General features: G+C 63.7%; 24 protein-coding genes and 2 pseudogenes. 12 read left to right on the forward strand and 14 right to left on the reverse strand.

From position 1 onward, the window contains the following. Positions 1-4: 4 nt before the first annotated feature. Positions 5-1461, forward strand: a pseudogene (locus KDB76_RS21360) (TrkH family potassium uptake protein). On the opposite strand, the gene KDB76_RS21365 reads toward KDB76_RS21360, so the two are convergent. Then, positions 1418-2479 (reverse strand): AraC family transcriptional regulator, encoded by a 1062-nt coding sequence (locus KDB76_RS21365; RefSeq protein ID WP_023662138.1) that lies wholly within the window; start codon positions 2477-2479, stop codon positions 1418-1420. The pseudogene KDB76_RS21360 and the gene KDB76_RS21365 sit on opposite strands and share 44 nt — an antisense overlap. A 153-nt stretch (positions 2480-2632) precedes the next feature. Between KDB76_RS21365 and KDB76_RS21370 the strand changes: the two genes are divergently transcribed. Continuing rightward, positions 2633-2944 (forward strand): DUF962 domain-containing protein, encoded by a 312-nt coding sequence (locus tag KDB76_RS21370; protein WP_013973679.1) that lies wholly within the window; start codon positions 2633-2635, stop codon positions 2942-2944. Between the two features lie 40 nt (positions 2945-2984). Here the strand turns inward: KDB76_RS21370 and KDB76_RS21375 are convergent, their stop codons facing one another. Then, positions 2985-3797 carry a UDP-2,3-diacylglucosamine diphosphatase gene (locus KDB76_RS21375; RefSeq protein ID WP_013973680.1) on the reverse strand — a complete coding sequence of 271 codons (813 nt, stop codon included), beginning with the start codon at positions 3795-3797 and terminating at the stop codon, positions 2985-2987. A 131-nt stretch (positions 3798-3928) separates the two neighbouring features. On the opposite strand from KDB76_RS21375, the gene KDB76_RS21380 reads away from it, so the two are divergent. After that, on the forward strand, positions 3929-4702 hold the full coding sequence (locus tag KDB76_RS21380) for an AraC family transcriptional regulator (RefSeq protein WP_013973681.1): 774 nt from the start codon (positions 3929-3931) through the stop codon (positions 4700-4702). A gap of 178 nt (positions 4703-4880) precedes the next feature. Next, a complete protein-coding gene (locus tag KDB76_RS21385; RefSeq protein WP_013973683.1) occupies positions 4881-5771 on the forward strand; it encodes a DMT family transporter in 891 nt (296 codons plus the stop codon). 1 nt (position 5772) lies between these two features. Here KDB76_RS21385 and KDB76_RS21390 read toward each other — a convergent pair whose 3' ends face one another. Next, a complete protein-coding gene (locus tag KDB76_RS21390; RefSeq protein WP_003259082.1) occupies positions 5773-6054 on the reverse strand; it encodes a SelT/SelW/SelH family protein in 282 nt (93 codons plus the stop codon). Between the two features lie 67 nt (positions 6055-6121). Between KDB76_RS21390 and KDB76_RS21395 the strand changes: the two are divergent. Next, positions 6122-8308: pseudogene (locus KDB76_RS21395) on the forward strand (patatin-like phospholipase family protein). Between the two features lie 123 nt (positions 8309-8431). On the opposite strand, the gene KDB76_RS21400 reads toward KDB76_RS21395, so the two are convergent. Continuing rightward, entirely contained in the window at positions 8432-8869 is a 438-nt protein-coding gene (locus KDB76_RS21400) for a MarR family transcriptional regulator (RefSeq protein ID WP_038410070.1), read from the reverse strand. 150 nt (positions 8870-9019) lie between these two features. Beyond that, positions 9020-11167, reverse strand: a complete 2148-nt coding sequence (gene recQ / locus KDB76_RS21405) for a DNA helicase RecQ (protein WP_023662314.1) — start codon at positions 11165-11167, stop codon at positions 9020-9022. 246 nt (positions 11168-11413) lie between these two features. Between recQ and KDB76_RS21410 the strand changes: the two genes are divergently transcribed. The 3 genes from KDB76_RS21410 to KDB76_RS21420 all read left to right on the forward strand — a co-directional run bounded on the left by KDB76_RS21410 (position 11414) and on the right by KDB76_RS21420 (position 14044). Further along, positions 11414-12001 carry a YecA family protein gene (locus KDB76_RS21410; RefSeq protein ID WP_013973687.1) on the forward strand — a complete coding sequence of 196 codons (588 nt, stop codon included), beginning with the start codon at positions 11414-11416 and terminating at the stop codon, positions 11999-12001. Beyond that, entirely contained in the window at positions 11955-12374 is a 420-nt protein-coding gene (locus tag KDB76_RS21415) for a YbaN family protein (RefSeq protein ID WP_162097110.1), read from the forward strand. The genes KDB76_RS21410 and KDB76_RS21415 overlap by 47 nt, the downstream gene beginning before the upstream one ends. 311 nt (positions 12375-12685) lie before the next feature. Then, positions 12686-14044 carry a TolC family outer membrane protein gene (locus KDB76_RS21420; protein WP_024087551.1) on the forward strand — a complete coding sequence of 453 codons (1359 nt, stop codon included), beginning with the start codon at positions 12686-12688 and terminating at the stop codon, positions 14042-14044. A gap of 42 nt (positions 14045-14086) precedes the next feature. On the opposite strand, the gene KDB76_RS21425 is transcribed toward KDB76_RS21420, so the two are convergent. From KDB76_RS21425 to KDB76_RS21435, 3 genes are all read right to left on the reverse strand, one after another. After that, positions 14087-14686, reverse strand: a complete 600-nt coding sequence (locus tag KDB76_RS21425; protein WP_013973690.1) for a DTW domain-containing protein — start codon at positions 14684-14686, stop codon at positions 14087-14089. A gap of 164 nt (positions 14687-14850) precedes the next feature. Beyond that, on the reverse strand, positions 14851-16416 hold the full coding sequence (locus tag KDB76_RS21430) for a PAS domain-containing methyl-accepting chemotaxis protein (RefSeq protein WP_013973691.1): 1566 nt from the start codon (positions 16414-16416) through the stop codon (positions 14851-14853). A 139-nt stretch (positions 16417-16555) separates the two neighbouring features. Continuing rightward, complete coding sequence (locus KDB76_RS21435) at positions 16556-17449, reverse strand: LysR family transcriptional regulator (RefSeq protein ID WP_013973692.1); 894 nt, start codon at positions 17447-17449, stop codon at positions 16556-16558. A gap of 225 nt (positions 17450-17674) precedes the next feature. Between KDB76_RS21435 and speB the strand changes: the two genes are divergently transcribed. Together speB and KDB76_RS21445 are read left to right on the forward strand one after the other, a co-directional pair. Continuing rightward, complete coding sequence (speB, locus tag KDB76_RS21440; protein ID WP_013973693.1) at positions 17675-18625, forward strand: agmatinase; 951 nt, start codon at positions 17675-17677, stop codon at positions 18623-18625. A 133-nt stretch (positions 18626-18758) separates the two neighbouring features. Further along, on the forward strand, positions 18759-20138 hold the full coding sequence (locus KDB76_RS21445; RefSeq protein ID WP_013973694.1) for a sodium:solute symporter: 1380 nt from the start codon (positions 18759-18761) through the stop codon (positions 20136-20138). Between the two features lie 188 nt (positions 20139-20326). Here the strand turns inward: KDB76_RS21445 and KDB76_RS30095 are convergent, their stop codons facing one another. Together KDB76_RS30095 and KDB76_RS21450 are read right to left on the reverse strand one after the other, a co-directional pair. Next, positions 20327-20455, reverse strand: coding sequence for a PA1414 family protein (locus KDB76_RS30095; RefSeq protein ID WP_009683677.1), 129 nt, complete (start codon positions 20453-20455; stop codon positions 20327-20329). 124 nt (positions 20456-20579) lie between these two features. Further along, a complete protein-coding gene (locus KDB76_RS21450; protein WP_038410071.1) occupies positions 20580-21473 on the reverse strand; it encodes a LysR family transcriptional regulator in 894 nt (297 codons plus the stop codon). Positions 21474-21579: 106 nt separating this feature from the next. Between KDB76_RS21450 and KDB76_RS21455 the strand changes: the two genes are divergently transcribed. Continuing rightward, positions 21580-22752 carry an MFS transporter gene (locus KDB76_RS21455; RefSeq protein ID WP_013973696.1) on the forward strand — a complete coding sequence of 391 codons (1173 nt, stop codon included), beginning with the start codon at positions 21580-21582 and terminating at the stop codon, positions 22750-22752. 127 nt (positions 22753-22879) lie between these two features. Here KDB76_RS21455 and KDB76_RS21460 read toward each other — a convergent pair whose 3' ends face one another. The 3 genes from KDB76_RS21460 to KDB76_RS21470 form a co-directional block, all read right to left on the reverse strand. Then, positions 22880-23806, reverse strand: coding sequence for a DMT family transporter (locus tag KDB76_RS21460; protein ID WP_013973697.1), 927 nt, complete (start codon positions 23804-23806; stop codon positions 22880-22882). Between the two features lie 107 nt (positions 23807-23913). Beyond that, positions 23914-24309: a hypothetical protein gene (locus KDB76_RS21465; protein ID WP_038410072.1), complete on the reverse strand. Its 396-nt coding sequence runs from the start codon at positions 24307-24309 to the stop codon at positions 23914-23916. Between the two features lie 77 nt (positions 24310-24386). Next, entirely contained in the window at positions 24387-24641 is a 255-nt protein-coding gene (locus KDB76_RS21470) for a BrnA antitoxin family protein (protein WP_013973699.1), read from the reverse strand. 282 nt (positions 24642-24923) lie between these two features. Here KDB76_RS21470 and KDB76_RS21475 point away from each other — a divergent pair, with 282 nt between their 5' ends. Beyond that, positions 24924-25196: a hypothetical protein gene (locus KDB76_RS21475; protein ID WP_013973700.1), complete on the forward strand. Its 273-nt coding sequence runs from the start codon at positions 24924-24926 to the stop codon at positions 25194-25196. Positions 25197-25321: 125 nt separating this feature from the next. Here KDB76_RS21475 and KDB76_RS21480 read toward each other — a convergent pair whose 3' ends face one another. Continuing rightward, positions 25322-26683, reverse strand: coding sequence for a DEAD/DEAH box helicase (locus tag KDB76_RS21480; RefSeq protein ID WP_038410073.1), 1362 nt, complete (start codon positions 26681-26683; stop codon positions 25322-25324). Positions 26684-26767: the final 84 nt, after the last annotated feature.

Genomic DNA, 26767 nt, shown 5'->3' on the forward strand with positions numbered 1-26767 from the left:
TCACATGGCGTTGCCGACCTTAAGGATCATTGGTTTCATCATCGGCATCTTCCTGATTACCCTCGCCGTCAGCATGGCCGTGCCCATGGCGACCCTGGTGATCTTCGAACGCACCCGTGACATGCCGTCGTTCCTCTGGTCGAGCCTGATCACCTTCATTGCCGGCCTGGCCCTGGTGCTTCAGGGTCGCCCCGAGCATGTGCACCTGCGCCCGCGCGACATGTACCTGCTGACCGTCAGCAGCTGGCTGGTGGTGTGCGTGTTCGCCGCCCTGCCTTTCCTGCTGACCCAGCACATCAGCTACACCGACGCCTTCTTTTCGAAAGCATGTCGGGCATCACCGCCACCGGCGCCACGGTGCTCAGCGGGCTGGACAACATGTCACCGGGCATCCTGATGTGGCGGTCGATGCTGCACTGGCTCGGCGGCATCGGCTTCATCGGCATGGCGGTAGCGATCCTGCCGCTGCTGCGCATCGGTGGCATGCGCCTGTTCCAGACCGAATCGTCCGACCGTTCGGAGAAGGTAATGCCGCGCTCGCACATGGTCGCCAAGTCGATCGTGGGGGTATACGTCGGCTTCTCGATCCTGGGCGCGCTGGGCTTCTGGTGGGCCGGCATGAGCCCGTTCGATGCGATCAACCACGCCATGTCGGCGATTTCCACTGGCGGGTTTTCCACCTCCGACCAGTCGCTTGCCAAGTGGGATATCCCGGCCGTGCACTGGGTCGCGGTGGTGGTAATGATCCTCGGCAGCCTGCCCTTCACCCTTTACGTGGCGACCCTGCGCGGCAACCGCAAGGCACTGATCCGCGACCAGCAGGTGCAGGGTTTGCTGGGCATGCTGGTGGTTACCTGGCTGGTGCTCGGCACCTGGTACTGGGCCACCACCAACCTGCACTGGCTCGACGCCCTGCGCCACGTGGCGCTGAACGTGACCTCGGTGGTCACCACCACCGGCTTCGCCCTGGGTGACTACAGCCTGTGGGGCAACTTCTCGCTGATGCTGTTCTTTTACCTGGGCTTCGTCGGCGGCTGCTCCGGCTCGACGGCTGGTGGTATCAAGATCTTCCGCTTCCAGGTCGCCTACATCCTGCTCAAGGCCAGCCTCAATCAGCTGATCCACCCACGCGCGGTGATCAAGCAGAAGTACAACGGCCACCGCCTCGACGAAGAAATCGTGCGCTCGATCCTGACCTTCTCGTTCTTCTTCGCCATCACCATCTGCGTCATGGCGCTGCTGCTGTCTTTGCTTGGTGTGGACTGGATGACCGCCCTGACCGGCGCTGCGGGTACGGTTTCGGGTGTGGGGCCGGGCCTGGGTGAAGTGATCGGCCCATCGGGCAACTACGCCACGCTGCCGGATGCTGCCAAGTGGATTCTCGCCAGCGGCATGTTGCTCGGCCGATTGGAAATCATCACCGTGCTAGTGTTGTGCATGCCGGCGTTCTGGCGCCACTGACCACCTCGGGCTCGGCGCCCAGGCGGGCGCGGTACTCGCTGGGCGTGACATGGAACCAGCGGCGAAACGCACGGTAGAAATTGCTGGGGTCGGCAAAACCCAGCAGGTAGGCGGTTTCCAGCAGGGTCATGCCCGGCTGCGCCAGGTACTGTTCGGCCAGTTCGCGGCGGGTGTCGTCAAGCAAGGTCTGGAAGCTGGTGCCCTCCTCCTGCAGCCGCCGCTGCAAGGTGCGCTGCGACAGGTGCAGGGCCTGGGCCAGGGTTTCGCGCTTGGGCTCGCCCTGCGGCAGGATGCGGCACAATACCTGGCGCACCCGGTGGGTGACCCGGCTTTCCGAGAAACGCGCCAGGTATTCGCCGGCAAAACGGTCATGCAGTATCGCCATGGCTTCATTGGCGGTGGGCAGCGGTGCCTCCATGTCGGCGCGCTCGAACACCAACGCATCGTGCGGCGCACCGAACACCAGCGGCGAATGGAACGCCACCTTGTAGGGTTCGATATTCTTTGGCTGCGGCCCCTGTACCAGCACCCGGCGCGGTTGCACCGGCCGACCGCTGAGCCAGCTGCACAGCGCCAGCGCACAGGCCAGCGATGCTTCGGCGCTGTGCCGGGTCGGTGGCAGGTGGTCGCCGTGTACGGTCAGGATCAGCGAATAGCCCTCGGGGCCGAGGACGAAGCTGAGGTCGGAGCTTTCGGCAATGATGCGCTGGTAACGCACCAGGCGCTCGAAGCCTTCGGCCAGGGTGCGGCTGGACATCAACGCATAACCCACCACATGGAACGATGCCGGGCGCACCACCCGCGCCATGTTCAGGCCTATGGCCTCGTTGCCCGACAGCTCTACCGCCAGTTGCCACAGCCGGGTCATGGAGTCCTGGGGGAAGCGCGCGTCGGGGTCGTCGAGGGCAGCGAAATCCAGCCCCAGCTGCTTGAACATGGCCCGGCAGTCCAGCCCTTCCAGTTCGAGTGCCTTCACGATCCCTGATGCCCAGCTGGCTGACGTGGTTCTTTCGCTCATGACAGGCTTCTTATGCTGACCGCTCCTGCGGTGAACCCCAAGGATATTCAATTGGCGCCTATTGTCACTGATAGGCTTCGCCAGTCACTCTAGACTCGAATCAGGCTCCACGCCGTGCATCTTGTCCAGAAGTGTTAATCCCGGAGCACAGCCATGAACCGCACAGCGCAGTTTCGCAGTTTTGCCGAGTTCTATCCTTACTACCTGGGGGAACACAGCAACCCCACCTGCCGCCGCCTGCACTTCGTCGGCACCAGCCTGGTGATTGCCCTGCTGGCCTACACCATCGGCAGTGGCAAATGGTTGCTGCTGCTGGCCTTGCCGGTATTCGGCTACGGCTTTGCCTGGGTCGGGCATTTCTTTTTCGAAAGGAACCGACCTGCGACCTTTACCCATCCGCTGTACAGCCTGATCGGGGATTTCGTGATGTTCAGGGATATCCTTCTGGGCAAGATCAGCCTGTAGATCTTTTGGGGCTGCTTTGCAGCCCCTGGGCTATCAAGCCCTACGCCGGTTCGCGCAACGCCGCTGCTGCCTTCACCTCTCGCGCCTGTGCTTCCGCCAGCCGATAAAGCTCGATCGTGCCATCCCAATGCTCGATCAGCGCCGTGCACGACTCCACCCAATCCCCGCAATTGAGGTACTCCACCTCCCCCACCTGGCGAATCTCGGCATGGTGGATATGCCCGCACACCACCCCATGAAAACCGCGGCGGGTGCACTCGTGGGCAATGGCATCTTCGAAGTCGCTGATGAAGTTCACCGCGCCTTTGACCTTGTGCTTCAGGTACGCCGACAGCGACCAATAGCCGTATCCATAGCGGGCACGCCAGTGGTTGAGCCAGCGGTTGAGCACCAGGGTGAACTCGTAGGCACGGTCACCGAGGAACGCCAGCCAGCGGTGGTAGCGGGTAATCACGTCGAACTGGTCGCCATGGATCACCAGCAGGCGGCGGCCATCGGCGGTCAGGTGCTCGGCCTCGTCCACCAGCTGGATGTTGCCGAGGATCAGCCTGGAGTAACGGCGCAGGAATTCGTCATGGTTGCCGGTGACGTAGATCACTTCGGTGCCACGCTTGCTCATGGTCAGCAGGCGGCGAATCACGTTGGTGTGGGCTTGAGGCCAGTAGATACCACCGCGCAGCTTCCAGCCATCGATGATATCGCCCACCAGGTAGATACGGTCGGCCTGGTAGCCCTTGAGGAACTGCGACAGGTGTTCGGCCTGGCAGTCGCGGGTGCCCAGATGCACATCGGAAATCCACAGAGTACGCACGCGTTGCTTGCGCGAGGGACGTGACAGTTCGGCATGGGTCATGGGCAGGCTCCGGCGCAGTTTGCTGGAGACTGGCAGGCGCGGATGACAGATCGGTGGCAAAACCGTTACGAGTGATGGACCGCGGGGAATGAGGCACAATGCGCCTCTGCTCTGCGAGGACGCCTCTCCCCATGACCGCCGGCCCGATCCTCTCGCTGCGCCATTACCGCGACAGCCTGATCGCCCACAGCCACGAACACCCACAACTGGTGTTCGGCCTGCGCGGTCGCCTGGACTTCGAGGTGCAGGGGCATGGCGCAGGGATCGATCGACAGGGGTTGATCGTGGTACCGGCGGGCGCCCATCACACCTGCGCCAGCGATGGCGGCAGCGATTGCCTGGTGCTGGATGTACCAGGGGACCATTGGTTGCGCGAGCAACTGGGCGAACATGCAGATGCCAGCCGCCGCCTGCTCGACCGCCCCGCCGCACTGGGCCTGGATGAGCGCCAGCAACAGTTGGTGGACTGGCTGGCGACCAGCCCCATGCACGACCCGCTGATTGCCCGACAAGGGGCAGCGCTGCTGCTGGCCAGCCTCAACCCCACGGCGGCCGCCAGCGTCACAACCAGCCAGCGCCTGCCCTATGCCGCCTTCGATGCACATATCGAGCGGCATGCCGCCTACCCGCTGCAAGTGGCTGACCTGGCGCGCATCGCCGGGTTGTCCAGTGCCCGCCTGCATGCGCGCTTTACTGCGGAATGCGGGATGACGCCGATGGACTACATTCGCCAGCGGCGCTTGCTCAAGGCGCGACGGCTGGTGATGCAGACCTTGCTACCGATGGGAGAGATTGCGGCGCAGGTGGGGTACAGCTCGCAGAGTGCGTTTTCGGCGGCGATGTTGCGGGCGTTCGGGTGTACGCCGTTGGCTTTGCGGCGAGAGTCTGGCGACAAACCACACTAGCCTTGCGACAGAATGCATTCTCCTGAGCCTATACACTTGGCCTGTGCCGGCCCTTTCGCGGGTAAACCCGCTCCCACAGGTACTGCGCAGGCTTCGAAAGCGGTGCAGTAGCTGTGGGAGCGGGTTTACCCGCGAAGAGGCCGACACAGCCAGTAGAGATCTTGAGCAAGGACCACCCATGAACCACCGCACCGCCCTCGGCGCCCTGCACATCGGCGCGCTGTTCTTCGGCCTCACCGGCGTCTTCGGCAAACTGGCCGCCAGCGCCAGCCCGGTGATCATCGTCTTCGGCCGCGCCGCCTTCGCCGTGCTCGCCCTGGCCCTGTTCGCCAGCCTGGCCGGCCCGGGCTGGCAACGCCTGAGCGGCCAGGACGCCCGCCGCCTGCTGCTCGGTGGCGTGCTGCTGGCCGGCCACTGGGTCAGCTTCTTCATCGCGGTAAAGGTTGCCGGTGTGGCCATCGCCACCCTCGGCTTCGCCAGCTTCCCGGCCTTTACCGTGATCCTCGAGGGCCTGCTGTTCCGCGAACGCATCCGCCGCAATGAGGCTTTGCTGGTACTGCTGGTCAGCATCGGCCTGGTACTGGTCACGCCGGCATTCGACCTGGCGAGTGAAGCCACCGGTGGCCTGCTCTGGTCATTGCTGTCGGGGCTGCTGTTCTCCCTGCTGTCACTCACCAACCGCGCCGGCTCCGGCCGCCTGCCTGCAGTGCAGGCGGCGCTGTGGCAGAACCTGGTGGTGGGCCTGTGCCTGCTGCCGTTCGCGGTGCCGGACCTGGCCGGCGTAGCCACCATGGACTGGCTGTGGATCGCCCTGCTCGGCATCTTCTGCACCGGCGTGGCGCACAGCCTGTTCGTCGCCAGCCTGTCGGTGATCAAGGCGCGCACCGCCGCCGTGGTGTTCGGCATGGAACCGGTCTACGGCATCGCCGTGGCCTGGGTGGTGTTCGCCGAAACCCCCACCCTGCGCATGCTGCTGGGCGGTGCACTGATCATCTTCGCCATCGTGCTTTCCAGCCGCCTGGCCGCCGAACAACCGCCCAGGCAGCGGCCACTGGCCGAAAGCGCCTGACTCAGCGGTCGTTGTGACCCAGGTCACGCTGCGGGTCGATCTGGTCGCGCACCCGCTGCTTCAGCACCTTGGCTTCGGGGAAGCCACCGTCGGCTTTGCGCTCCCAGATCTGCACGCCATTGCAGGTAATGCGGAAGATACCGCCGGTGCCAGGCTCCAGGGCCACTCGGCCGAGGTCGTCGGCAAAGGTGCTGAGCAGTTCCTGGGCCAGCCAGGCGGCCCTCAGCAGCCATTGGCACTGGGTGCAATACGTGATGACAATTTCCGGTTTGCTGTCGGCCATGGTGAGGCATCTCCAGATGAGGGGCCGCTTATACTAGCGGTCTTTAGCCCACGGTTTGAGACTCACGATGCGCCGTTTGCTGTTCTGTTTCCTGCTCACCCTCTCCTCCTTCACAGCATTCGCCGCCGAACCGGCCAGGCCCAAGGTTGGACTGGTGCTGTCGGGGGGCGCGGCCCGCGGCCTGGCCCATATCGGTGTGCTCAAGGCCCTGGAGGAACAGGGGGTACGCATCGACGCTATCGCAGGCACCAGCATGGGGGCGGTGATAGGCGGCCTGTATGCCTCTGGCTACAGCGTCGAAGAGCTGGAAAAGCTTGCCACCACCCTCGACTGGCAACAGGCGTTGTCCGATGCCCCGCCGCGCAAGGACGTGCCGTTCCGGCGCAAGCAGGATGACCGCGACTTTCTGGTCAAACAGAAGCTCAGCTTTCGCGACGACGGCAGCCTGGGCCTGCCGCTGGGGGTGATCCAGGGCCAGAACCTGGCACTGCTGCTGGAAAGCAAGCTGGCGCACACCGCCGACACCCGTGACTTCGACAAGCTGCCAATCCCCTTCCGCGCAGTGGCCACCGACATTGCCAGTGGCGAAAAGGTGGTGTTTCGCCGTGGCCACCTGCCCCAGGTGATCCGCGCCAGCATGTCGATCCCGGCGGTGTTCGCCCCGGTCGAGCTGGACGGCCGGCTGCTGGTGGACGGCGGCATGGTCGACAACATCCCGGTCGACGTCGCCCGCGAAATGGGTGTGGACCTGGCCATCGTGGTCGACATCGGCACGCCGCTGCGTGACCGCAAGCAGCTGGCCACGGTAGTCGACGTGCTCAACCAGTCGATCACCCTGATGACCCGGCGCAACTCGGAAGAACAACTGGCCAGCCTGCACCGTGACGACATTCTCATCCAGCCACCGCTGACCGCCTTTGGCGTCACCGACTTTGGCCGCGCCAGGGAAATGATCGAGGCCGGCTACCGCGCCACCCGCCTGCTCGACCCGCGCCTTGTCGCCCTGCGCCAGCCCGAAGGTGACAGCAGCCTGGCCGTGGCCCGCTCGCCGCGCCAACGCACGCCGACGATCACCGCGATCAGGATCGAGAACGACTCCAAGGTCAGCGTCGAGGTCATCCGCTCGTACATCCGCCAGCCGATCGGTGCGCCGCTGGAGCTAGGTCGCCTGCAGACTGACATGGGCACGCTGTACGGCCTGGACTACTTCGACCGGGTGCAGTACCGCGTGGTACACAAGGGCGACGACAACACCTTGGTGATCAACGCTCGGGGCCGACGCGGTGGCACCGACTAGCTGCGCCTGGGCCTGAACCTGTCGGACGACCTGCGCGGCGACAGCGCCTTCAATCTGGGCGCCAGCTACCGGGTAAACGGCATCAACAGCCTCGGCGCCGAATGGCTGACCCGTGGCCAGATCGGCGACCAGCAGGAGTTGTACAGCGAGTTCTACCAGCCGCTGGACGTGGGCTCGCGCTACTTCATCGCACCGTACCTGGACTTCATCTCGCAGAACATCGAAGCCACCCTGGACAACGACCCGGTGGCCGAGTACCGCCTGGAGCGTTACGGCTTTGGCCTTAACGTGGGGCGGCAGATCGGTACCAACGGTGAAGTGCGCCTGGGCGTGGGCAAGGCCTGGGGAGAGGCCGAGGTGCGCATCGGCGACCAGGACCTGCCCAAGGTCAGTTTCAACGAAGGTTTCTACGAGCTGAAGTACTCGTTCGACACCCTGGACAACGTGTACTTCCCGCACAGCGGCGAGGACATCGGCCTGACCTTGCGCAAGTATGACCAGTCGCTGGATTCCGACCAGGATTACCGGCAGTGGATGTTCAACCTGGACAAGGCCATCAGCAGCGGGCCGAACACCTTCGTGCTGGGCGGGCGCTACGGGCGCACGCTGGATGATACCGAGGTGGTGACGTCGAGCTTCGTGCTGGGTGGCGCGCGGGAGCTGTCAGGCTTCCGCCAGGACTCGGTGTCAGGGCAGAACGTGAGCCTGATGCGCATGGTCTACTACCGCCGCCTGACGCCACGGGCCTACGTACCGCTGGACTTCCCGCTGTACATCGGCGGGTCGCTGGAGCGAGGGCGGGCGTGGAACAACGACAACGAGTTCGACAGTGGGTACATCAATGCAGCGAGCATCTTCCTGGGACTGGAGACGCCGCTGGGGCCCTTGAACTTCACTTATGGTGCCAACAGTGCGCATGAGCAGGCGGTGTACCTGAACCTTGGGCATACCTTCTAGGTGCCGGACACATTGTGGGAGCGGCTTTAGCCGCGAACACCGGCAAAGCCGGTGCCATACACCGCGTTGCATTCTTCGCGGGTAAACCCGCTCCCACAAGCCGCAAAGCGGCCCCAGCCCCCCTCAGGATTTCTCCAGGTTGGCCAGAATCTTGGCATGCACCCGCATGCACACCTGCAGCTCCGCCTCATCCACCCCGGTGAACAGCTCTACCCGCAGTTGATTGGCAATGGTCTCGATCTGGTCGATCAGCGGCTTGGCCGGCGGGCACAGCACTATCTTCTTCGCCCGCCGGTCCTCCAGCACCGCCTGCCGGCGTACCAGCCCCTGCGCTTCCAGGCTATCGAGCAGGCCTGCCAGGGTTGGACCTTCGACGCCCACGCTCTGGGCCAGCTCACGCTGGGTCGGGGCCTCTTCGAAACGGGCCAGGTGCAGCAACACCAGCCAGCGCGCCTGTGAAAGGTTGAGCCCGGCCAGGCGGCGGTCCAGCTCGGCACGCCAACCCCGGGACATCTGGGCCAGCTGCATGCCGAAGCGGTGTTGGTTGTCGGTCAGGGGCATAAGCAACTCATTGAATAGATCTAATTATTAGGCAGCTAACCATGGCCCGTCCCACGAGGCAAGGCTCGGGCACTCTGGAATGTTCGATAATCGTCAAAAAACATGACAAAGGTCAGCAGATGGCAGTTCTGCCTCCGATCCTGTCACCACTTACAGCTCGAACTCGGCCGCCAGCGCAGCCCGCACGCAGTACAGCACGCCCTCCGGCACCCGTCCCCCGAACAGCGGCGCAATCGCAGACACCGGTGGCAGCTCGCCCTCGCCATCGAGGAAGGCATCCTGCACTTCCATCAACAGGTCTTGCGGGAGGTCCAGGGCCTGTTCCAGGCTCAGTTCCTGGCGCCCCAGCGCCTCGGCCAGCAGGCTGTAGACGTTCTTCTCGCTGCAGTTGAGCTGGCCGGCGATCTGCGCCGGGGTCATGCCGGCGCGTGCCAGGCTGACCAGTTCGTGGCGCAGGTCGAGCACTACTTTCGGTGCTTCGTCAGTGCCACCGCTATTGTTCAGCACCTCGAGGAAGGCCTGGCCATAACGCTCCAGCTTGCGCGCGCCCACGCCGCTGACCTGGGCCATGTCGCTGAGGCTGACCGGCTGGCTACGCAGCATCTCCAGCAGCGTCGAGTCGGGGAAGATGACATAGGGCGGCACGCTGTGCTCCTCGGCCAGCTTGCGCCGCAGGGTACGCAGTGCTTCCCACAGCTCGCGCTCTTCGGCACGCACCAGCTGGCTGGCCGGGCTGCCGCCACTGGACGACGAGGTCCTGGCGGTGGTCTGCGGCTTGAGGTCACGGCGCAGCTGCAAGGTCACCTCGCCCCGCAGCAGCGGCCGGCAGCTGTCGGACAGGCGCAGGCCACCGTAGCCTTCCAGGTCGATATCGACCAGGCCGCGCGCCACCAGCTGACGGAACAGCGAACGCCACTCGACCTCGGCCAGCCCCTTGCCGACGCCAAAAACCGAGAGTTTTTCGTGGCCGAAATTGCGCACCTTTTCGGTGTCCTTGCCCAGCAGCACGTCGACCAGGTGCCCGACGCCGTAGCGCTGGCCGGTGCGGAACACCGCCGACAGCGCCTGACGGGCAGGCTCGGTGGCATCCCAGGTCTGCACCTGGTCGACACAGTTGTCACAGTGCCCGCACGGTTGCTCGAGGGTTTCGTCGAAATAGGCCAGCAGTGACTGGCGGCGGCAGCGGGTTTCTTCGCACAGGGCCAGCATGGCGTCGAGCTTGTGCTGCTCGATGCGCTTGTGGCGCTCGTCACCTTCGGAGTTCTGCAGCATCTGCTTGAGCATGACCATGTCCTGCAGCCCGTAGGCCATCCAGGCATCGGACGGCAGCCCGTCACGGCCGGCACGGCCGGTCTCCTGGTAGTACGCCTCGAGCGACTTGGGCAGGTCAAGGTGGGCAACAAAACGCACGTTCGGCTTGTCGATGCCCATGCCGAAGGCAATGGTGGCGACCATGATCAGCCCTTCCTCGTTGAGGAAACGGTGCTGGTTGGCCGCGCGCGTCTCGGCTGCCAGGCCGGCATGATACGGCAGCGCCGGGAAGCCCTGGTCACAGAGGAAGGCAGCGGTTTCGTCGACCTTCTTGCGTGACAGGCAATAAACGATACCGGCGTTGCCGCGGCGCTCGCCGAGGAAAGCCATCAGCTGCTTGCGCGGCGCCTCCTTGGGCACGATGCGGTAGAAGATGTTGGGCCGGTCGAAACTCGACAGGAAGCGTTCGGCGCCTTGCAGGTGCAGGCGCTGGACGATCTCTTCACGGGTGCGCATGTCGGCGGTGGCGGTCAGCGCTATGCGCGGCACATGCGGGAACAGCTCGGCCAACTGGCCCAGTTGCAGGTATTCGGGGCGGAAATCGTGGCCCCATTGCGACACGCAGTGGGCCTCGTCGATGGCGAACAGCGAGATATCCAGGTCGCGCAGGAAGTCGAGCATGCGCGGCTGCACCAGGCGTTCCGGCGCCAGGTACAGCATCTTCACTTCGCCACGGCGCAGGCGCCCGGCCAGGTCACGCTGCTGCTCCGGGGTCAGCGTGGAGTTCAGCGCGGCGGCCGGCACACCCAGTTCGTCGAGCGTGGCGACCTGGTCATCCATCAGCGCGATCAGCGGCGAGACCACCACTGTCAGGCCCGGACGCAGCAGCCCCGGTACCTGGAAACACAACGACTTGCCGCCGCCGGTGGGCATCAGCACCAGGGCATCACCGCCATTGGCCACGCAGTCGATGATCGCTGCCTGGCGCCCGCGGAAACTGTCGTAGCCAAAGACGTCCTTGAGAACGCGCTGAGCCTGTTCGAGCATGTGCAACTCCACAAATCGCCGTACCATCCCGGATACAGGCTGGACGAAAAACCCGCCCCGCACACGCCAAATGCGTAAGCGGTTTTTGCCAGGCGGCCGGCAAATCCTGCCCCTGGATGAAAAATCGCGGAGTATACCGCAGCACCGCCCCGCGCAGGGCACCACGGCGATAGACGTTCCCTTTACCCCGCTGCCGTCGCAAGGTGCTAGAATTCGTTATCGTTTATTCCCCAAGGTAGCCCTGTAATGTCCTTCGCCGAGCAACTGACCCGCCTGCAAGCCTTCCTCGACGCCGACGAGCTGCACGAAGAAGCGCTGGACTATGTCGCCGCCCACGGCTACCTCACCGCCCTGTCGATCAATGCCGAGGAAGTGCCCGAGCGCGAATGGATCGACGCCCTGTTCGCCGAAGAGCCGCACTACGCCAGCGACGCTCAGCGCACCGAGATCGAGGCCACCCTGGTGGCGCTGAAAGCGCACATCGCCCGCCAGCTGGCCAGCGACGACGAATTCGAGCTGCCGTGCGACCTCGACCTGACCGAAGAGCCAGACGATTCCGACCTGCGCGGCTGGTGCATCGGCTTCATGGAAGGCGTATTCCTGCGTGAAGAGGCCTGGTTCGAGAACGCCGAGGAAGAAGTCAGCGAGATGCTGCTGCCAATCATGGTCGGCTCGGGCCTGTTCGACGAACAGCCGGAGTTCGCCGACATCGCCAGCAACGCTAACCTGCAGGACGACATGATCGTACAGATCCCCGAAGCACTGACAGCGCTGTTCCTGCTGCTGCATGCCCCTGACGAAAAGCCGGCACTGCTCAAGCCACGTCACCACTAAGTCGCCTGTGCGCTACCTGCTGCTGGCCACCGGCTGGCTCAGCGTCGCGTTGGGGGTGTTGGGGATATTCCTGCCGGTATTGCCCACCACCCCGTTCCTGCTATTGGCGGCTGCCTGCTTTGCCCGCAGCTCGCCGCGCTTTCACCACTGGCTGGTCCATCACCCCAAGCTCGGGCCATGGATCCGTGACTACCTCAGTGGTGAAGGCATCCCCCTCAAGGGCAAGGTCTACGCCATCGGCCTGATGTGGGCCAGCATCGGTCTGTCGTGCTATCTGGTGCCCCTGTTCTGGGCACGTATCTTCATGTTGTCCAGTGCCGTCCTGGTAAGCCTGTATATCCTCAGACAGAAAACCCTGCACAAGCCAAAGTGACAATATTTTGTCGCCAAATATCACTTTCGCCTAATTCGTGCTTCCCTTAGCCGAAATGATTCTGGAACTCGGTTAAAGCCCTGTATTCATTGGCCTTAATGGAGTTTTTCGCCGCCATTTCCAGTGTTCATCTGCGAGCCTGTTAGATGATTTATTTATGTTATGGCAATTTTTTATGAATAAATCTTCTTGTCTATCGCGTTGAATGTACTTAGCTGTGTTATTAAAAACCTGCAACACTATATGAAATAACTTTATCGTCATTTTTTTGGCGATTAGCAGGATCAATTCCAAGATCAGGGAGATGTACCATGCGCGTTTTGAACCCCATCACCAGTGCATTATTGTTGGCCCTGGCGAGTGCCAACGTACAGGCGATGTCGATCACAGAGGCTGTCCAGAGCGCCGTGGACTACCACCCGCAGGTCAGCTCCAACCGCAACAGCAAGCTGTCTGCCGATGAAGATGTGAAGTTTGCGCGTGGTGGCTACTACCCTTCCGTGGATCTGGTTGCCGGCTATGGCCGCCAGCGTTCTGACAACACCACGACTCGTGCCGAGGGCAACCACAACAAGGAAACCCTCAACTACACCCAGTCCGAGCTGCGCCTGCGGCAGATGATCTTCGACGGCTTCAACACCTCGAATGAAGTGGGCCGCACCGAAGCGGTCTCCACCTCCCGCGCCTACTACACCCAGGCCGTTGCCCAGGATGTCGCTCTGCGCGCAGTCGAGGTGTACCTGGAAGTGCTCAAGCGCCGTGAACTGGTGACTCTGGCCAAGAACAACCTGCAAGCCCACCTGCGCGTCAACGACCAGATCGGCTTGCGCAGCGAGCGCGGCGTCGGCAGCACCGCCGACCTTGACCAGTCCCGCGCACGTCGCGCCCTGGCGGAAAACAACCTGGACACCGCCGAAGTCGACCTGGCCGATGCCGAGGCCAACTTCTTCAGCGTCGTCGGCCGCATGCCGGACGAGCTGGAAAGCCCGCAGTCCATCAAGGGCGAGGTGCCTGGCACCCTCGATGAAGCCCGCGACGGCATGCGTCAGAACAACCCGTACATCAAGTCTGCGCAGGCTGACGTCAATGCTGCCGAGCAGCAATACGAAGTGGCCAAGTCGACCTTCTACCCACGCTTCGACGCCATTCTGGCTACCGGTGCCAACAACAACACCGGTGGCGAGAAAGGCCACAACAATAACGACTGGCAAGCCGGCGTGGAGATGAACTACAACCTGTTCCGCGGTGGCAGCGACAAGGCTCGCCTGCAGTCCGACGCGCACAAGATCAACCAGGCCCTGGACATCCGCAACAACGCCCTGCGTGAGCTGACCGAAAACCTGAGCCTGGCGTGGAACGCCATGAACAACGCCAGCAAGCAGCTGCCGACTGCGCGTGAATACGCCGAGACCACCAAGCGCGTGCGTGCCGCCTATCAGGACCAGTTCGGCCTGGGTCAGCGCACCCTGCTTGACGTGCTGGACAGTGAAAACGAGCTGTACAACGCCGATCGTCGCTACACCGAGGTGCGTTATACCGAGGAGTTCTCGCGCTACCGCGTGCTGGCGACCATGGGCGAGCTGTTGACCAAGCAACGTATTTCGCTGCCGCCGGAAGCGCTGGCTACCACCGAAGTACGCACCGAGGCGCGTTTGCCTGATATGCGTTGATCGGGTTCGAGATAGCCGGGGCCGCTTTGCGGCCCCCTGCCCTCACTCACTACCATGGTTACGCTGGAACGTCTCCAAACCCATGGCCCTGATCTGCCCCTCGATCAACGCCTCGAACGGTGCCAGCAGCGCATCGAAACAGGCAGGCTGCTCCAACGCGTTCAGCGCTCCCACCACCGCCTCGATAGTCGATAACGCCCCCGCCTCCGGCGCCTTGCGCAAGCGGTAGCGTGAAGGCGCGACAGCCCCCAGGGTGACTCGCGGCAACGCCTCCAGCAACGGGTTCAGGTAGAGCAGCTTGCGCGCCTTGCGCCAGGTGCCGTCGGGCACGATCAACAGCAAGGGTTTGTCGTCCGTCTCGCCATAGGCAACCAACTCCTGGGCGTCGCCGCCCGGGAACAGCAGGGCCGGCCGGTAACCGGAAGTCGCCAGCAATTCGTTCAAGTCCTCGAACACCTCGCCTACCCGCAACTCGGCGTTGTTCAGGCCAAGGGCGGCCAAGCGGGCGGTATTCAGGGCATGGGCGGTTTCACTGGGGTGCTGCAGCAGGATGACGCGGGTACGGCTGTCGAGCGCAGGGATCAGTGAACAGAGGCAATGGTCGAGCGGGCGCTGGCAGCGCTCGCAGCGGGGTCTGGGCATGGGGTTCTCCTTGGCGGGAACAGTTTGCCACAGAACCGGGGCCCGCTTTGCGGGCCATTCGCCGGCAAGCCAGCTCCCACAGGATCACCACAGACCTGGGCCTTGTGCAATACCTGTGGGAGCTGGCTTGCCGGCGAAAGGGCCGCAAAGCGGCCCCGGCGATCTCAACGGTTGAACCGCTCTGCCAGGCTATGCAGGTATTCCGCCATGCGTTCCAGGTCCTGGCTGATTTCCGCGCCCTGCCTGGCCTGCCCGGCACTCTGGTCGCACAGGTGAGCTATGCGCACGATCTGCTGGTTGATGTCCTCGGCCACATGGCTCTGCTGCTCCGACGCCGTCGCCATCTGCTGGCTCATGCCGGTGATGCGGCTGACCGCCTGGGCAATCCCGCTCAACGCTGCCTGCACCGCCTCTACACTGTGCACGCTGTCCCGCGAGATCTGTTCGCCGCGGCTGGCGGTGCTGACCGCGCGCTCTGCCCCGGCGCGCAACGAGGCGATGATCTGGTGGATCTCCTCGGTCGAGGCACGGGTGCGCTGGGCCAGCGAACGCACCTCGTCGGCCACCACGGCAAACCCGCGCCCCTGTTCGCCGGCACGCGCCGCCTCGATGGCTGCGTTGAGAGCCAGCAGGTTGGTCTGCTCGGCGATCGAGGTAATCACATCGACCACGCTGCCGATCGACTGGGTCTGCTCGGCCAGGGCATTGACCGCCTGGCCGATGTCGTTGACCGCATTGCTCATGCTGCCCATGGCTTGCAGGCTCTGCATCGCCAGCTCGCTGCCCTGTTGCGCCAGCTGGTCGGCATCGCCCGCTGCGTGCGCCGTGCTCTGCACGTTGTGGGTAACCTGCTGGATGGTCGCCGCCATCTGCGCGATGGCGGCGGCGGACTGGTCGGTCTCGTTGCGCTGGCGGTCGAGCATCTGTGCCTGGGCATCGGACAAGTCGGACGACTGCGCTGCCCGCGACTTCACCCCGACCCCGGCATCCACCAGGCGGGTCAAGGCCGTTTGCAGGCGTGCTTCTTCACTGATGATGGCAAGATCCAGCTGGCCTTGCAGGCCTGGGTTATCACTGTAGGTCAGTGCCACCAGCGGGCTGGTGAAGGCCTTGGGATGCTCGGCCAGCGTGCGGCGGACCGCCTGGTTCTGCCGGTGCTCGACCAGATACCAGGCCAGCAGCAGGCTGGCCATCAGCACCCCGAGCGCCGCGTAGGGCGGTAGCCACAGGTAGCCCGCCGCCGACAGCAGGCCCGCACTTATCAATGGCCAACCGTGGCCCAGGCCATGCAGCAGGCGGGCCGCCCACGGCACCGGTGTGCGGCCGGCCCGCAGGCGCGCATACAACGCCTCGGCGCGACGGATCTGCTCGCGAGTGGGCACCGAGCGCACCGACTCGTAACCACTGATGCGGCCCTGCTCATAGATGGCCGTGACGTAGGCGCTGACCCAGTAGTAATCACCGTTCTTTGCCCGGTTCTTGACGACCCCCATCCACGGTTTGCCTTGCTTGATGGTTTCCCACATGTGGCCGAACACTGCCGGCGGCATGTCCGGGTGGCGCACCAGGTTGTGGGGTTGGCCGACCAGCTCGTCGTAGGTGAACCCGCTGATCGCCACGAAAGCGTCGTTGCAGTAGGTGATGCGGCTGTTGAGGTCAGTGGTGGAAATCAGGCGTTGATCGTTGGGAAAGGTTCTTTCGTGCTCAGTGACGGGCAAATTCATGCGCATCTTGGGCAATCCTTGCAGGATGAAAGGGAGGTAGACAGCAGCACACGCAAATTTGATATATAGCAGGACGCCATTATGTTGTCGGTCGACAGCACCAACAATTTAACGGGTGCCGACGAAATACAGCATATGCCGGGCTTCAGCCCACGTTGAGCTGGCTTTTGAGGAGGTCGCGGAAGGTCTGGATCAATGGCTCGCGGCTGCGCCCGCGGCGAATGATCAGCGAGAACGGTGCCTGGTAGCCGAAGGTCGACGGCGACAGCACGCGCAAGTCGCCCTTGTCGACCCAGGCCTGGGCATAGTGCTCGGGCAGGTAGCCGATGTAGGCCCCGGACAGAATCAGGATCAACTGCGCCTCCATGCTCTCCACCGTCGCCGCGCTGTGCTTGAAGCCATGCCGGGCCAGTTCGGCCTGGCTCCAGTAGCCACGCCCGACCATGCGCTGCTGGGTCACCACCTGCTCGGGGATGCGCCGTTCGGCATACAACGGGTGGCGGCTGCTGCAGTACAGCCAGTGCTGCTCACGGTACAGCGGCTGGTAGAGCAGCCCGCTCATGCGCGAGGAGAACGCCCCGATCGCCAGGTCCAGACGGTTGTCCTGCACGCCCAGTTGCAGCTCGTAAGGGCTGGATACCGACAAGTGAAGGTGTACCGCCGGGTGTTCCTGGCTGTAGGCGCCGATGGCTTCGGCCAGCGGCAAGGCCCTGTCACCGACCGTGGAGTCGATCACCCCCAGGTTGAGGGTGCCACGCAACTCGCCCTTGAGGGCGGCGGCGTACTGTTCGAAGCCGTCCAGCTCGGCCAGCAGGCGCAGGGTTTCCTGATGGAACAGCTCGCCCTTGCTGGTCAGGCTGAAGCCACCACGGCCACGATGGCACAGCACGATCCCCAGGGCACCTTCCAGCTGGCTCATGTAGGTGCTGATGGCCGAGGTCGACAGGTTCAGCTCGCGCTGGGCATTGGCAAAGCCCTGGTGGCGCACCACGCTGACGAAGATGCGCAGCAGTTTCAGGTCGGGCAAGGTCGAGGCCATGGTGCAACGGTTCCGCAGGGGGTATTAGCGCGCAGTCTAACCGCTCTGCCGCCTTTAGTTCAGAAATTCCTGAACTAAGTATTTGCCGGTAGCGATTTTTCCCCGGCACTACCTTCAGCAGACTTGGCCGAAATGTCCCTGCCCGCCGGCAAGACCACACCTGGAAGGCGCGCGGCGGCACAGGTTCGAACAAACAGAACAATCGACCGACTGATGAGGCCCACCGTGGACAAGATCCTCCACCAACCACTGGGCGGCAACGAAATGCCGCGTTTCGGCGGCATCGCCACCATGCTCCGTCTCCCCCACCTGCAAAGTGCCCAAGGCCTGGACGCCGCCTTCATCGGCGTGCCACTGGACATCGGTACTTCGCTGCGCTCCGGCACCCGTTTCGGCCCGCGTCAGATCCGCGCCGAATCGGTGATGATCCGCCCGTACAACATGGCCACGGGAGCTGCACCGTTCGACTCGCTGTCGGTGGCCGACATCGGTGACGTGGCGATCAACACCTTCAACCTGCTGGACGCCGTGCGCATCATCGAAGAAGCGTATGACGAGATCCTCGAGCACAACATCATCCCGCTGACCCTGGGTGGCGACCACACCATCACCCTGCCGATCCTGCGCGCGCTGCACAAGAAGCACGGCAAGATCGGCCTGGTGCACATCGATGCCCACGCCGACGTCAACGATCACATGTTCGGCGAGAAGATCGCCCATGGCACCACCTTCCGTCGTGCCGTGGAAGAAGGCCTGCTCGATTGCGAGCGCGTGGTGCAGATCGGCCTGCGCGCCCAGGGCTACACCGCCGATGACTTCAACTGGAGCCGCCGCCAGGGCTTCCGTGTGGTCCAGGCCGAAGAGTGCTGGCACAAGTCGCTGGAACCGCTGATGGCCGAAGTGCGCGAAAAGGTCGGCGGTGGTCCGGTGTACCTGTCGTTCGACATCGATGGCATCGACCCGGCCTGGGCTCCCGGTACCGGCACCCCGGAAATCGGCGGCTTGACCACCATCCAGGCGATGGAGATCATTCGCGGCTGCCACGGCCTGGACCTGATCGGCTGTGACCTCGTCGAAGTCTCCCCGCCTTACGACACCACCGGCAACACCTCGCTGCTCGGTGCCAACCTGCTGTTCGAGATGCTCTGCGTGCTACCGGGCGTAGTGCGTCGTTAATACCGCTATACCCCGGCAGGAGCCATGAGGGAGGGCCACAGAGGCCCGCCAACAACACGACAAGACCGCCGGGCGCCGTGAACCCGCCCGCGTGGTCGATCTCGCCATAATAAAGATAATCGGGAGACCCCCAATGGCCTTGGACATCATTGTTGTAATGATCTATACCGCCGGCATGCTCGGGCTTGGCTGGTACGGCATGCGGCGCGCGAAAACCCATGAGGACTACCTGGTGGCCGGGCGCAACCTCGGCCCGGTCCTGTACATGGGCACCATGGCCACCACCGTACTCGGTGGCGCTTCCACCGTCGGCACCGTACGCCTGGGCTACGTCCACGGCATCTCCGGCTTCTGGCTGTGCGCAGCCCTGGGCCTGGGCATCATCGCCCTCAACCTGTTGCTGGCCAAACCCTTGCTGCGCCTGCGCATCTTCACCGTGACCCAGGTGCTGGAACAGCGCTACAACCCGGCCGCACGCCAGGCCAGCGCCGTGATCATGCTGGCCTACGCACTGATGATCGGCGTCACCTCGACCCTGGCCATGGCCACCGTATTGCAGGTGCTGCTCGACCTGCCGTTCTGGGCCTCGCTGCTGCTGGGCGGTGGTGTGGTGGTGCTGTACTCGACCATTGGTGGCATGTGGTCGCTGACGCTGACCGACATCGTCCAGTTCGTGATCAAGACAGTCGGCCTGATGTTCATCCTGCTGCCGGTGTGCCTGTACAAGGCCGGTGGCTGGGACACCTTGGTGGCCAAGCTGCCGGCGGCCAGCTTCCAGCTGACCACCATTGGCTGGGACACCATCATCACCTACTTCCTGATCTACTTCTTCGGCATCCTCATCGGCCAGGACATCTGGCAGCGGGTGTTCACTGCCCGTGATGAGAAGGTCTGCCAGCGTGCCGGCACCACCGCCGGTGTGTACTGCATACTGTACGGCCTGGCCTGCGCCGCGATCGGCATGGCTGCGCATGTGCTGATGCCCGACCTGGCCAACCCGAATAATGCCTTTGCCGAGATGATCAAGACCACGCTGCCGGATGGCATCCGTGGCCTGCTGATGGCAGCGGCGCTGGCCGCCATGATGTCCACCGCCAGCGCCGGCCTGCTGGCTGCGTCCACCACCCTGACCGAAGACCTGCTGCCCAAGCTGCGTGGCGGCAAGGCGTCGAGCCTGGGCGTCAGCCGCCTGTTCACCCTGCTCACCGGCCTGGTGGTGCTGGGCATTGCGCTGGTGGTGAACGATGTGATCAACGCCCTGACCCTGGCCTACAACCTGCTGGTCGGCGGTATGCTGATCCCGCTGATCGGGGCGATCTTCTGGAAGCGCGCTACCACCGCCGGGGCTATCGCCAGCATGTCGCTGGGCTTTGCCACCGCGCTGCTGTTCATGTTCAAGGATGGGCTGGAGGCCAATACGCCGATCTACTACAGCCTGGCAGTTGGTCTGGTCAGCTTTGTGGTGGTCAGCCTGATGTCGCGTAAATCGGTAGCGGCGGTTAAGCTGGCCTGATAGGTCCCGGTTGCCTGTACTGGCCCTTTCGCGGGTAAACCCGCTCCTACAGGAATATCACAGGCCTCGAGTGCTGTGGGTTACCTGTGGGAGCGGGCAAGCCCGCGAAGAGGCGGTACAGGCAACACACAACTGGCAGACACAAAAAGGCCGCTGCACCCACCCAGGTGCAGCGGCCTTTGTCTGTATCAGCGACGACGCGGTTGGCGTTTGCGCTGCTCTTCATCAGTCGGGATCGGCACCGGCTGCAAGGGTGGTGGAATCAGCCCCAAGGCGACAGCCAGGTCATGGAGCCAGTTGGACAGTGGTTTATTCATAATGCCCCCTTGACGGGTCAGCCTCACGGCAATTCAATCCTGCGATGTTTCATACAGATCATAGCCCTATGTCCTGTATTACGCATGCCTCTAAAGCTACAGATACGGGCCATTTTGATACGGATCAAGCCGTAACGGCGCATTCCGACGACTGGTTAATCGTTTCGCTTTGTTGCAGGTCGATCCAGGCCTGCAAATTTGCCCCGCGCATGCCCTGGGGCCACATCAACCAGGTGACCGCCTGATCGAACGGTGCCTGCAGGTGGTGCACCCGCACCCGGTCGCGCCCGAGCAGACTGTCGAGCATCGACCTGGCCATCATCGCCACACCCGCGCCGGCGATCACGCAGGCCAGCATGCTCTGGTACGACTCGATCTCCATCACCCGGCCCATGGGCGTATGGGCATGGGCATACCAGGCCTCCAGGCGCATGCGGTACGAGCAGCCCTGGCGGAAGGTGAACACCGCCTTGCCGGCCACATCCTTGGCAGTGTGTACCGCCGGGTGCTCGGGGCTGGTGATCAGCACCAACTGCTCATCGCAAAGCGGCACGCCATCCAGCCCGGCCAGGCTCGGTGGCCCATCCACCAGGGCCGCGTCCAAGGTGTGGTTGAGCAGGCCTTCCAGCAACTCACCACTGGGCGCCGCACGCACCTGCAAGTTAACCGCCGGGTAGGCCTGATGATAACGCGCCAGCAACCCCGGCAAATGGGTCGCCGCCGTGCTGTACATGGTCCCCAGCACGAAGTCCCCGGCCGGTTGGCCGCCCCGCACGGCGGCCAGCGCCTCGTCGCGCAAGGCTGACAGGCGGTTGGCGTAATCCAGCAGCACCTTGCCCGCGGGCGACAGCTGCAGGCGCTGGCGCTCGCGCAGGAACAGCTCGACACCCAGTTGCTCTTCGAGCTGGCGCAAGCGCGTCGACAGGTTCGACGGCACCCGATGCAGGCGCTCTGCGGCGCGGGTGACCGAACCTTCCTCGGCCACGGCCTGGAAGATACGCAGTTGGCTGAATTCCACGGCATTCTCCAAAACAGAACAACTTGATCATCATTATTCAATTCTATTGAAAAAGAAACCGACCTAACCTGCCAGCCATCGCTTACATCCGCGCAGGAGACTTGTCATGTCGCCACTCATTCAACTGCTGGCCAGCGCCGTGGCGCTGATGATGGCCATGGGCATCGGCCGTTTCGCCCTGACCCCGCAGCTGCCGCAACTGATCGCCGAAGGCCAGTTCGACCTGACGGTCGCCGGGCTGGTGGCCGCGGCCAACTACCTGGGTTACTTCATCGGCGCGGTCGATGCCATGTTCGCCCGCTCGCCGGGCCAGGTGCGCCTGCGCCTGCACGGTGGGCTGTGGCTGTGCGTACTGCTGACCCTGGCCTCATGGGCCGCAGACGGGTTCTGGAGCCACCTGCTGCTGCGCTTCGGCACCGGCGTGGCCAGCGCCTGGGTGCTGGTGATGATAACCAGCCTCAGCCAACAGGTGGCCAATGCCGACAACCGCCAGCGCCTGGGCGCCCTGGTGTTCGCGGGGCCCGGCCTGGGCATTGCGCTGACTGGTTTGTTGGCGCTGGTGGCGCATTTGTGGGGGCTCGGCTCGGCAGCACTGTGGCTGATCTATGCCGTGGCCGCGCTGGTGATGCTGCTGGCGGTGCGGCCTTGGCTGCCCAGGGCGCTGCAAGCCGCGCCGGTATCGCCCGCTACACACCTGGGCCCGACCCGCAGTGTCGGCATCGGTCGCCTGGGGCTGGTATATGCGCTGTATGGCGTAGGTTACATCCTGCCGGCCACCTTCCTGTCGCAGATGGCCAACCAGCAGTTCCACGGGCAGTGGCTCGCAGACCTGTTCTGGCCGGCATTCGGCCTGGCGGCGGCGCTGGGGGTTCTGCTCGTGAGCCTGCGGCGTGGCGGCCGAACCGCGACCTGGCTCACCGCCACCCTGTGGCTGCAGGGGCTGGGTGTGCTGGCCTGCCTGATGGGCGGAGGTGTCGGGCTGGCGTTGGGCGTGATGCTGTGTGGCGGGCCGTTCCTGGCCTGCATGCAGCTGGTGATGCAACGTTCGCGGGAGCTGGCGCCGCATGCCACGCAGCGCAATGCCGGGCTGCTGACAGCCTGCTTTGCCCTGGGGCAGTTGAGCGGGCCGCTGCTGGCAGCGGTCAGCAGCCATTACAGCGGCGGGCTGCAGCCGGCGCTGATGGTGGCCGCGGGTGGGTTGGTGGTGGCTGGGGGGCTGGTGCTGTTTGGCAGCGCTGCACAGCAGGCCAACGCCTGTCAGGCCAAGGCTGCATCCTGAATCGTAGCTGCCTGTGCCGGCCTCTTCGCGGGTAAACCCGCTCCCACAGGTACTGCACAGGCCTTGAAGATTGTGCGGCCCCTGTGGGAGCGGGTTTACCCGCGAAGAGGCCGTAACAGGCTAGAACTCACCCCACAAACTTACGCAACTGCTGCTTCACCCAAGGCTCGGCACTCACCAGCACCACCCCCAGCAGCACCATCAACGCGCCAACCACAAAGTTCAGGCTAAGCGGCTCATCCAGCAACAACACGCCAAAGGTCACCCCGAACAGCGGGGTGATGAACGAGAACACTGCCAGGTTCGACGCCAGGTATTTGCGCAGCAACCAGAACCAGGTCAGGTAGCTGATGAACGACACCACAATCCCCTGGAACAGCACGCTGCCCATCGCCAGCGGCGTCAGCGTCACCGCGCCGATCTGGCCGCTGAGCAAGGCAATCAGCAGCAAGCCGGCAAAGCCCACCGCCAGCTGATAGAACAGGGTCAGGGTCGCCGGTGCTTCCGACAGCCGCGAGCAGCGCACCACCACCGTAGTCGCCCCCCAGGCCAGCCCGGCGATCACGCCAAAGGCATCCCCCAGCAGAGTGCGGCCATCCATGTGCTCGAACGACATACCGCCGGCAAACGCCATGGCAATGCCGCCGAACGCCAGCAGGATCCCAAGCCATTGCAGCAGCCGCAGGCGTTCGCTGGGCAGCCTGAAATGCAGGCCCAACGCGGTAAACACCGGCGCTGTATAGAGAAACACCGACATGTGCGCCGCCGACGTCAGCTTCAGCCCCTCGGCAATGAACAGGAACTCCAGGCCGAACAATCCGCCCGCCACCACCCCGGCACGCCAGGTGCTGCCGACCTGCTCCCAGCCCCCGCGCCAGCACAGCATCAGGCCCACCAGCACGGCGGCGATGCCGTTGCGCAGGGCCGCCTGCATCACCGGCGCGATATCGATGGCAGCAGTCTTGATCAGGACCTGCTGGCAGCCCCAGATCAGGCACAGCCCCAGCATCACCTGGAAGGCAAAGGCGTCAGGGTTCTTGCGGGCCGCGCTCATGAGCGGGCCTCTGCGATGGTCATTGGCATGGGCGAGGGCTCGGCAGTTATTCAGGAACTACCGATTATCGGGTTTCCATGGCCACCCTTGCCAGCCTCAAAACGACCTCAGGCGATCTGTGCCTTCGCCGACACCTGCTCGAAGGTGGTTTCATCCAGCGCATCCTCCTGCTCGTCCAGCACCTGGCGCGGGTGCTCGAAGCCGGGGATGGTGCTGTCGATCAGGCTCATCAACCGCGAGCCTCGTTCGGTCAGCACGAAATTCTCGCCATTACCACCATCTTCTTCGGGTCGGGTTTCGATGAAACCACGCTCGAACAACAGCCTCTCGTACTCGCAGGCACGGGTTTTCAGGTGGTCCAGGTCGCCCACCGGCTCCCCCTTGGCAGCCAGTGCCGCAGCGTGCTGCTCGGCATAGGGGCGTGGCGTGAAGCTGTGACCGGCGCCGTTCTGCACCTCGTGCAGCAAACGCTCGATCAGGTCCCAGTCGTAGGCGATGCTCATGGCTACGGGCTCCTGCTGTGGACGGAAGGGGTACACAGGTTGGGACCTGCCGAGGTTGCCCGGCGTTCCGAAATATCTCAGCGCTGGCGTTTTTGCGCTTGCATGTACTGGCGCAGCAACTGGTTGATCCGGGTCTGGTAGCCGCTACCCTGCTCTTTGAACCAGGCGAGGACATCGGAATCGAGGCGAATGGTCACCGTCTGCTTGGCTGGAACACGCAGCTCAGCCTCGCGGAAGAAATTTTCATCCAGCTCAGGAATATCCGAGGTATCAATAGCCTGGTCGTCCTGTCGAGCCAGGCGACTCCAGTCAGTTTTCGATGCTTTGGTCATAATGTCTGGCCTCCCATTTGGTCCGTATTTACACCTGTACATACGACACCTCCTGATCCAGGCCAAAGCTAGGGAGCGATCGCACACTCTTCAATAGCTTCAGGAGGTTTTGGGAAAGGGATTACAACCTGGAGGGAAGTGGCCTGGCCAAATGGCTCACAAGGCTAGGTCAGATGCCCAGCTGGGGACAGGCTGACCATGAAGTGCCACCGGTCGAAGGCGCTGAACTAACGGCCAGGCACATGCCTCCACCGGGCATCACCACCGCCGGAGGTAGGAAGGATGAAACTGCTGCTGCCCATTGCCTGTGCCACTGCCCTGTCCTGCGCCCTGCCCGCCTGGGCCTGCACACCGGAAGAAGCAACGCAGAAACGCGAAGAGCTGGCCGGGTTGGTCACCCAGTTGACCGAGCAGAACCCGCAGAAGGCCAAGGAGATCAATGACGAACTTCAAGGGATGGAGCTGGGGACGGCGAGCAAGGATTTGCCCGACAAGTGTCAGCTGATCGACAAGCGGATCAAGGAGTTGAAAGAGGCGGAGAAAAAGGCTGAATAGTGGTCGCCTGTGCTGGCCTCTTCGCGGGTAAACCCGCTCCCACAGGGATCGCACAGGCCTGGAAGCCTGTGGGGTCGCTGTGGGAGCGGGTTCACCCGCGAAGAAGCTAACACCGTTACCGAGCGTTACTCAGCCGCAGGCCTGCGCTTCTTCAGCGGCGCCAGGCCGTCAGCGCTGGCCAGCGGTGCATTGGCCTTCGGCTTGGCGGTTGGCTTGCGCTTGGCGGCCGCCTTCTTGTCACCGGTCTTCTTCTCGACCTTTTTCTTCTTGCTGCCAGCCGCCTTGCCCGAGGCCTTGACCTTCTTAGGCCCGTTGTAGGTGCCCTTCACTTCCTTGATCACCCGGCGCTCGAACTGCTGCTTGAGGTAGCGCTCGATGCTCGACATCAGGTTCCAGTCGTTGTGGGTGATCAGCGAGATCGCCAGGCCTTCGCCACCGGCACGGCCGGTACGGCCCACGCGGTGCACGTACTCGTCACCGCTGCGCGGCATGTCGAAGTTGATCACCAGGTCCAGGCCGTCGATGTCCAGGCCACGGGCCGCAACGTCGGTAGCCACCAGCACCTTGGAGCTGCCCTGCTTGAAGCGGTCCAGGGCCAGCTTGCGGTCCTTCTGGTCCTTCTCGCCGTGCAGCACGAAGGCCTTCACGTCCTTGGCCACCAGGTGGCCGTAGATGCGGTCGGCCAGCGCGCGGGTGTTGGTGAAGATGATCGCCTTGTCGAAGGTTTCGTTGGCCAGCAGCCACTGCACGATCTGCTCTTTGTGCTGGTCGTGGTCGGCGGTGATGATCTGCTGGCGGGTGCCTTCGGCCAACTGCGAGACGCTGTTGAGCATCAGGTGCTCTGGGTCTTTCAGCACCTTGCCGATGATGTCGCGCAGGGCCGCACCACCGGTGGTGGCGGAGAACAGCAGGGTCTGCTGGCGGTTCTCGCACTCCTTGCACAGGCGCTCCATGTCCTCGGCAAAGCCCATGTCGAGCATGCGGTCGGCTTCGTCGAGGATCAGCACCTGCACGTGGGACAGGTCGAGGTTGCCGGCATTGAGCTGCTCGAGCAGGCGGCCCGGGGTGCCGATCAGCACGTCCGGCACCTTGCGCAGCATGGCGGCCTGTTCCTTGAAGTCTTCACCGCCGGTAACCAGGCCCGACTTGATGTAGGTGAACTGCGAGAACAGCTGTACCTGCTTGAGGGTCTGCTGGGCCAGCTCACGGGTCGGCAGCAGGATCAGCGCGCGGATCTCGACGCGGCGTTCGCGCAGGTCGACCAGGCGGTTGAGCAGCGGCAGCACGAAGGCCGCGGTCTTGCCGCTGCCGGTCTGCGCGGTCACGCGCAGGTCACGCCCTTGCAGGGCCAGGGGGATGGCCGCGGCCTGCACCGGGGTTGGCTCGACAAAGTTAAGCTCGGCCACGGCTTTAAGCAGGCGTTCATGCAGGGCGAATTGGGAGAACACGGAGGTAACCTCAGGCAAGTGCGGAAAATTCAGTTGCATAGGGTAACGTTTTCTGCCGCCTTAGCCGAATTTCTTTTGGCAACTTTGTCGCCATCCGCGCTCTAATGGCGCTTCGTTTGGCAA

Source organism: Pseudomonas sp. JS425, from assembly GCF_018223845.1.
GTDB lineage: Bacteria > Pseudomonadota > Gammaproteobacteria > Pseudomonadales > Pseudomonadaceae > Aquipseudomonas > Aquipseudomonas asiatica.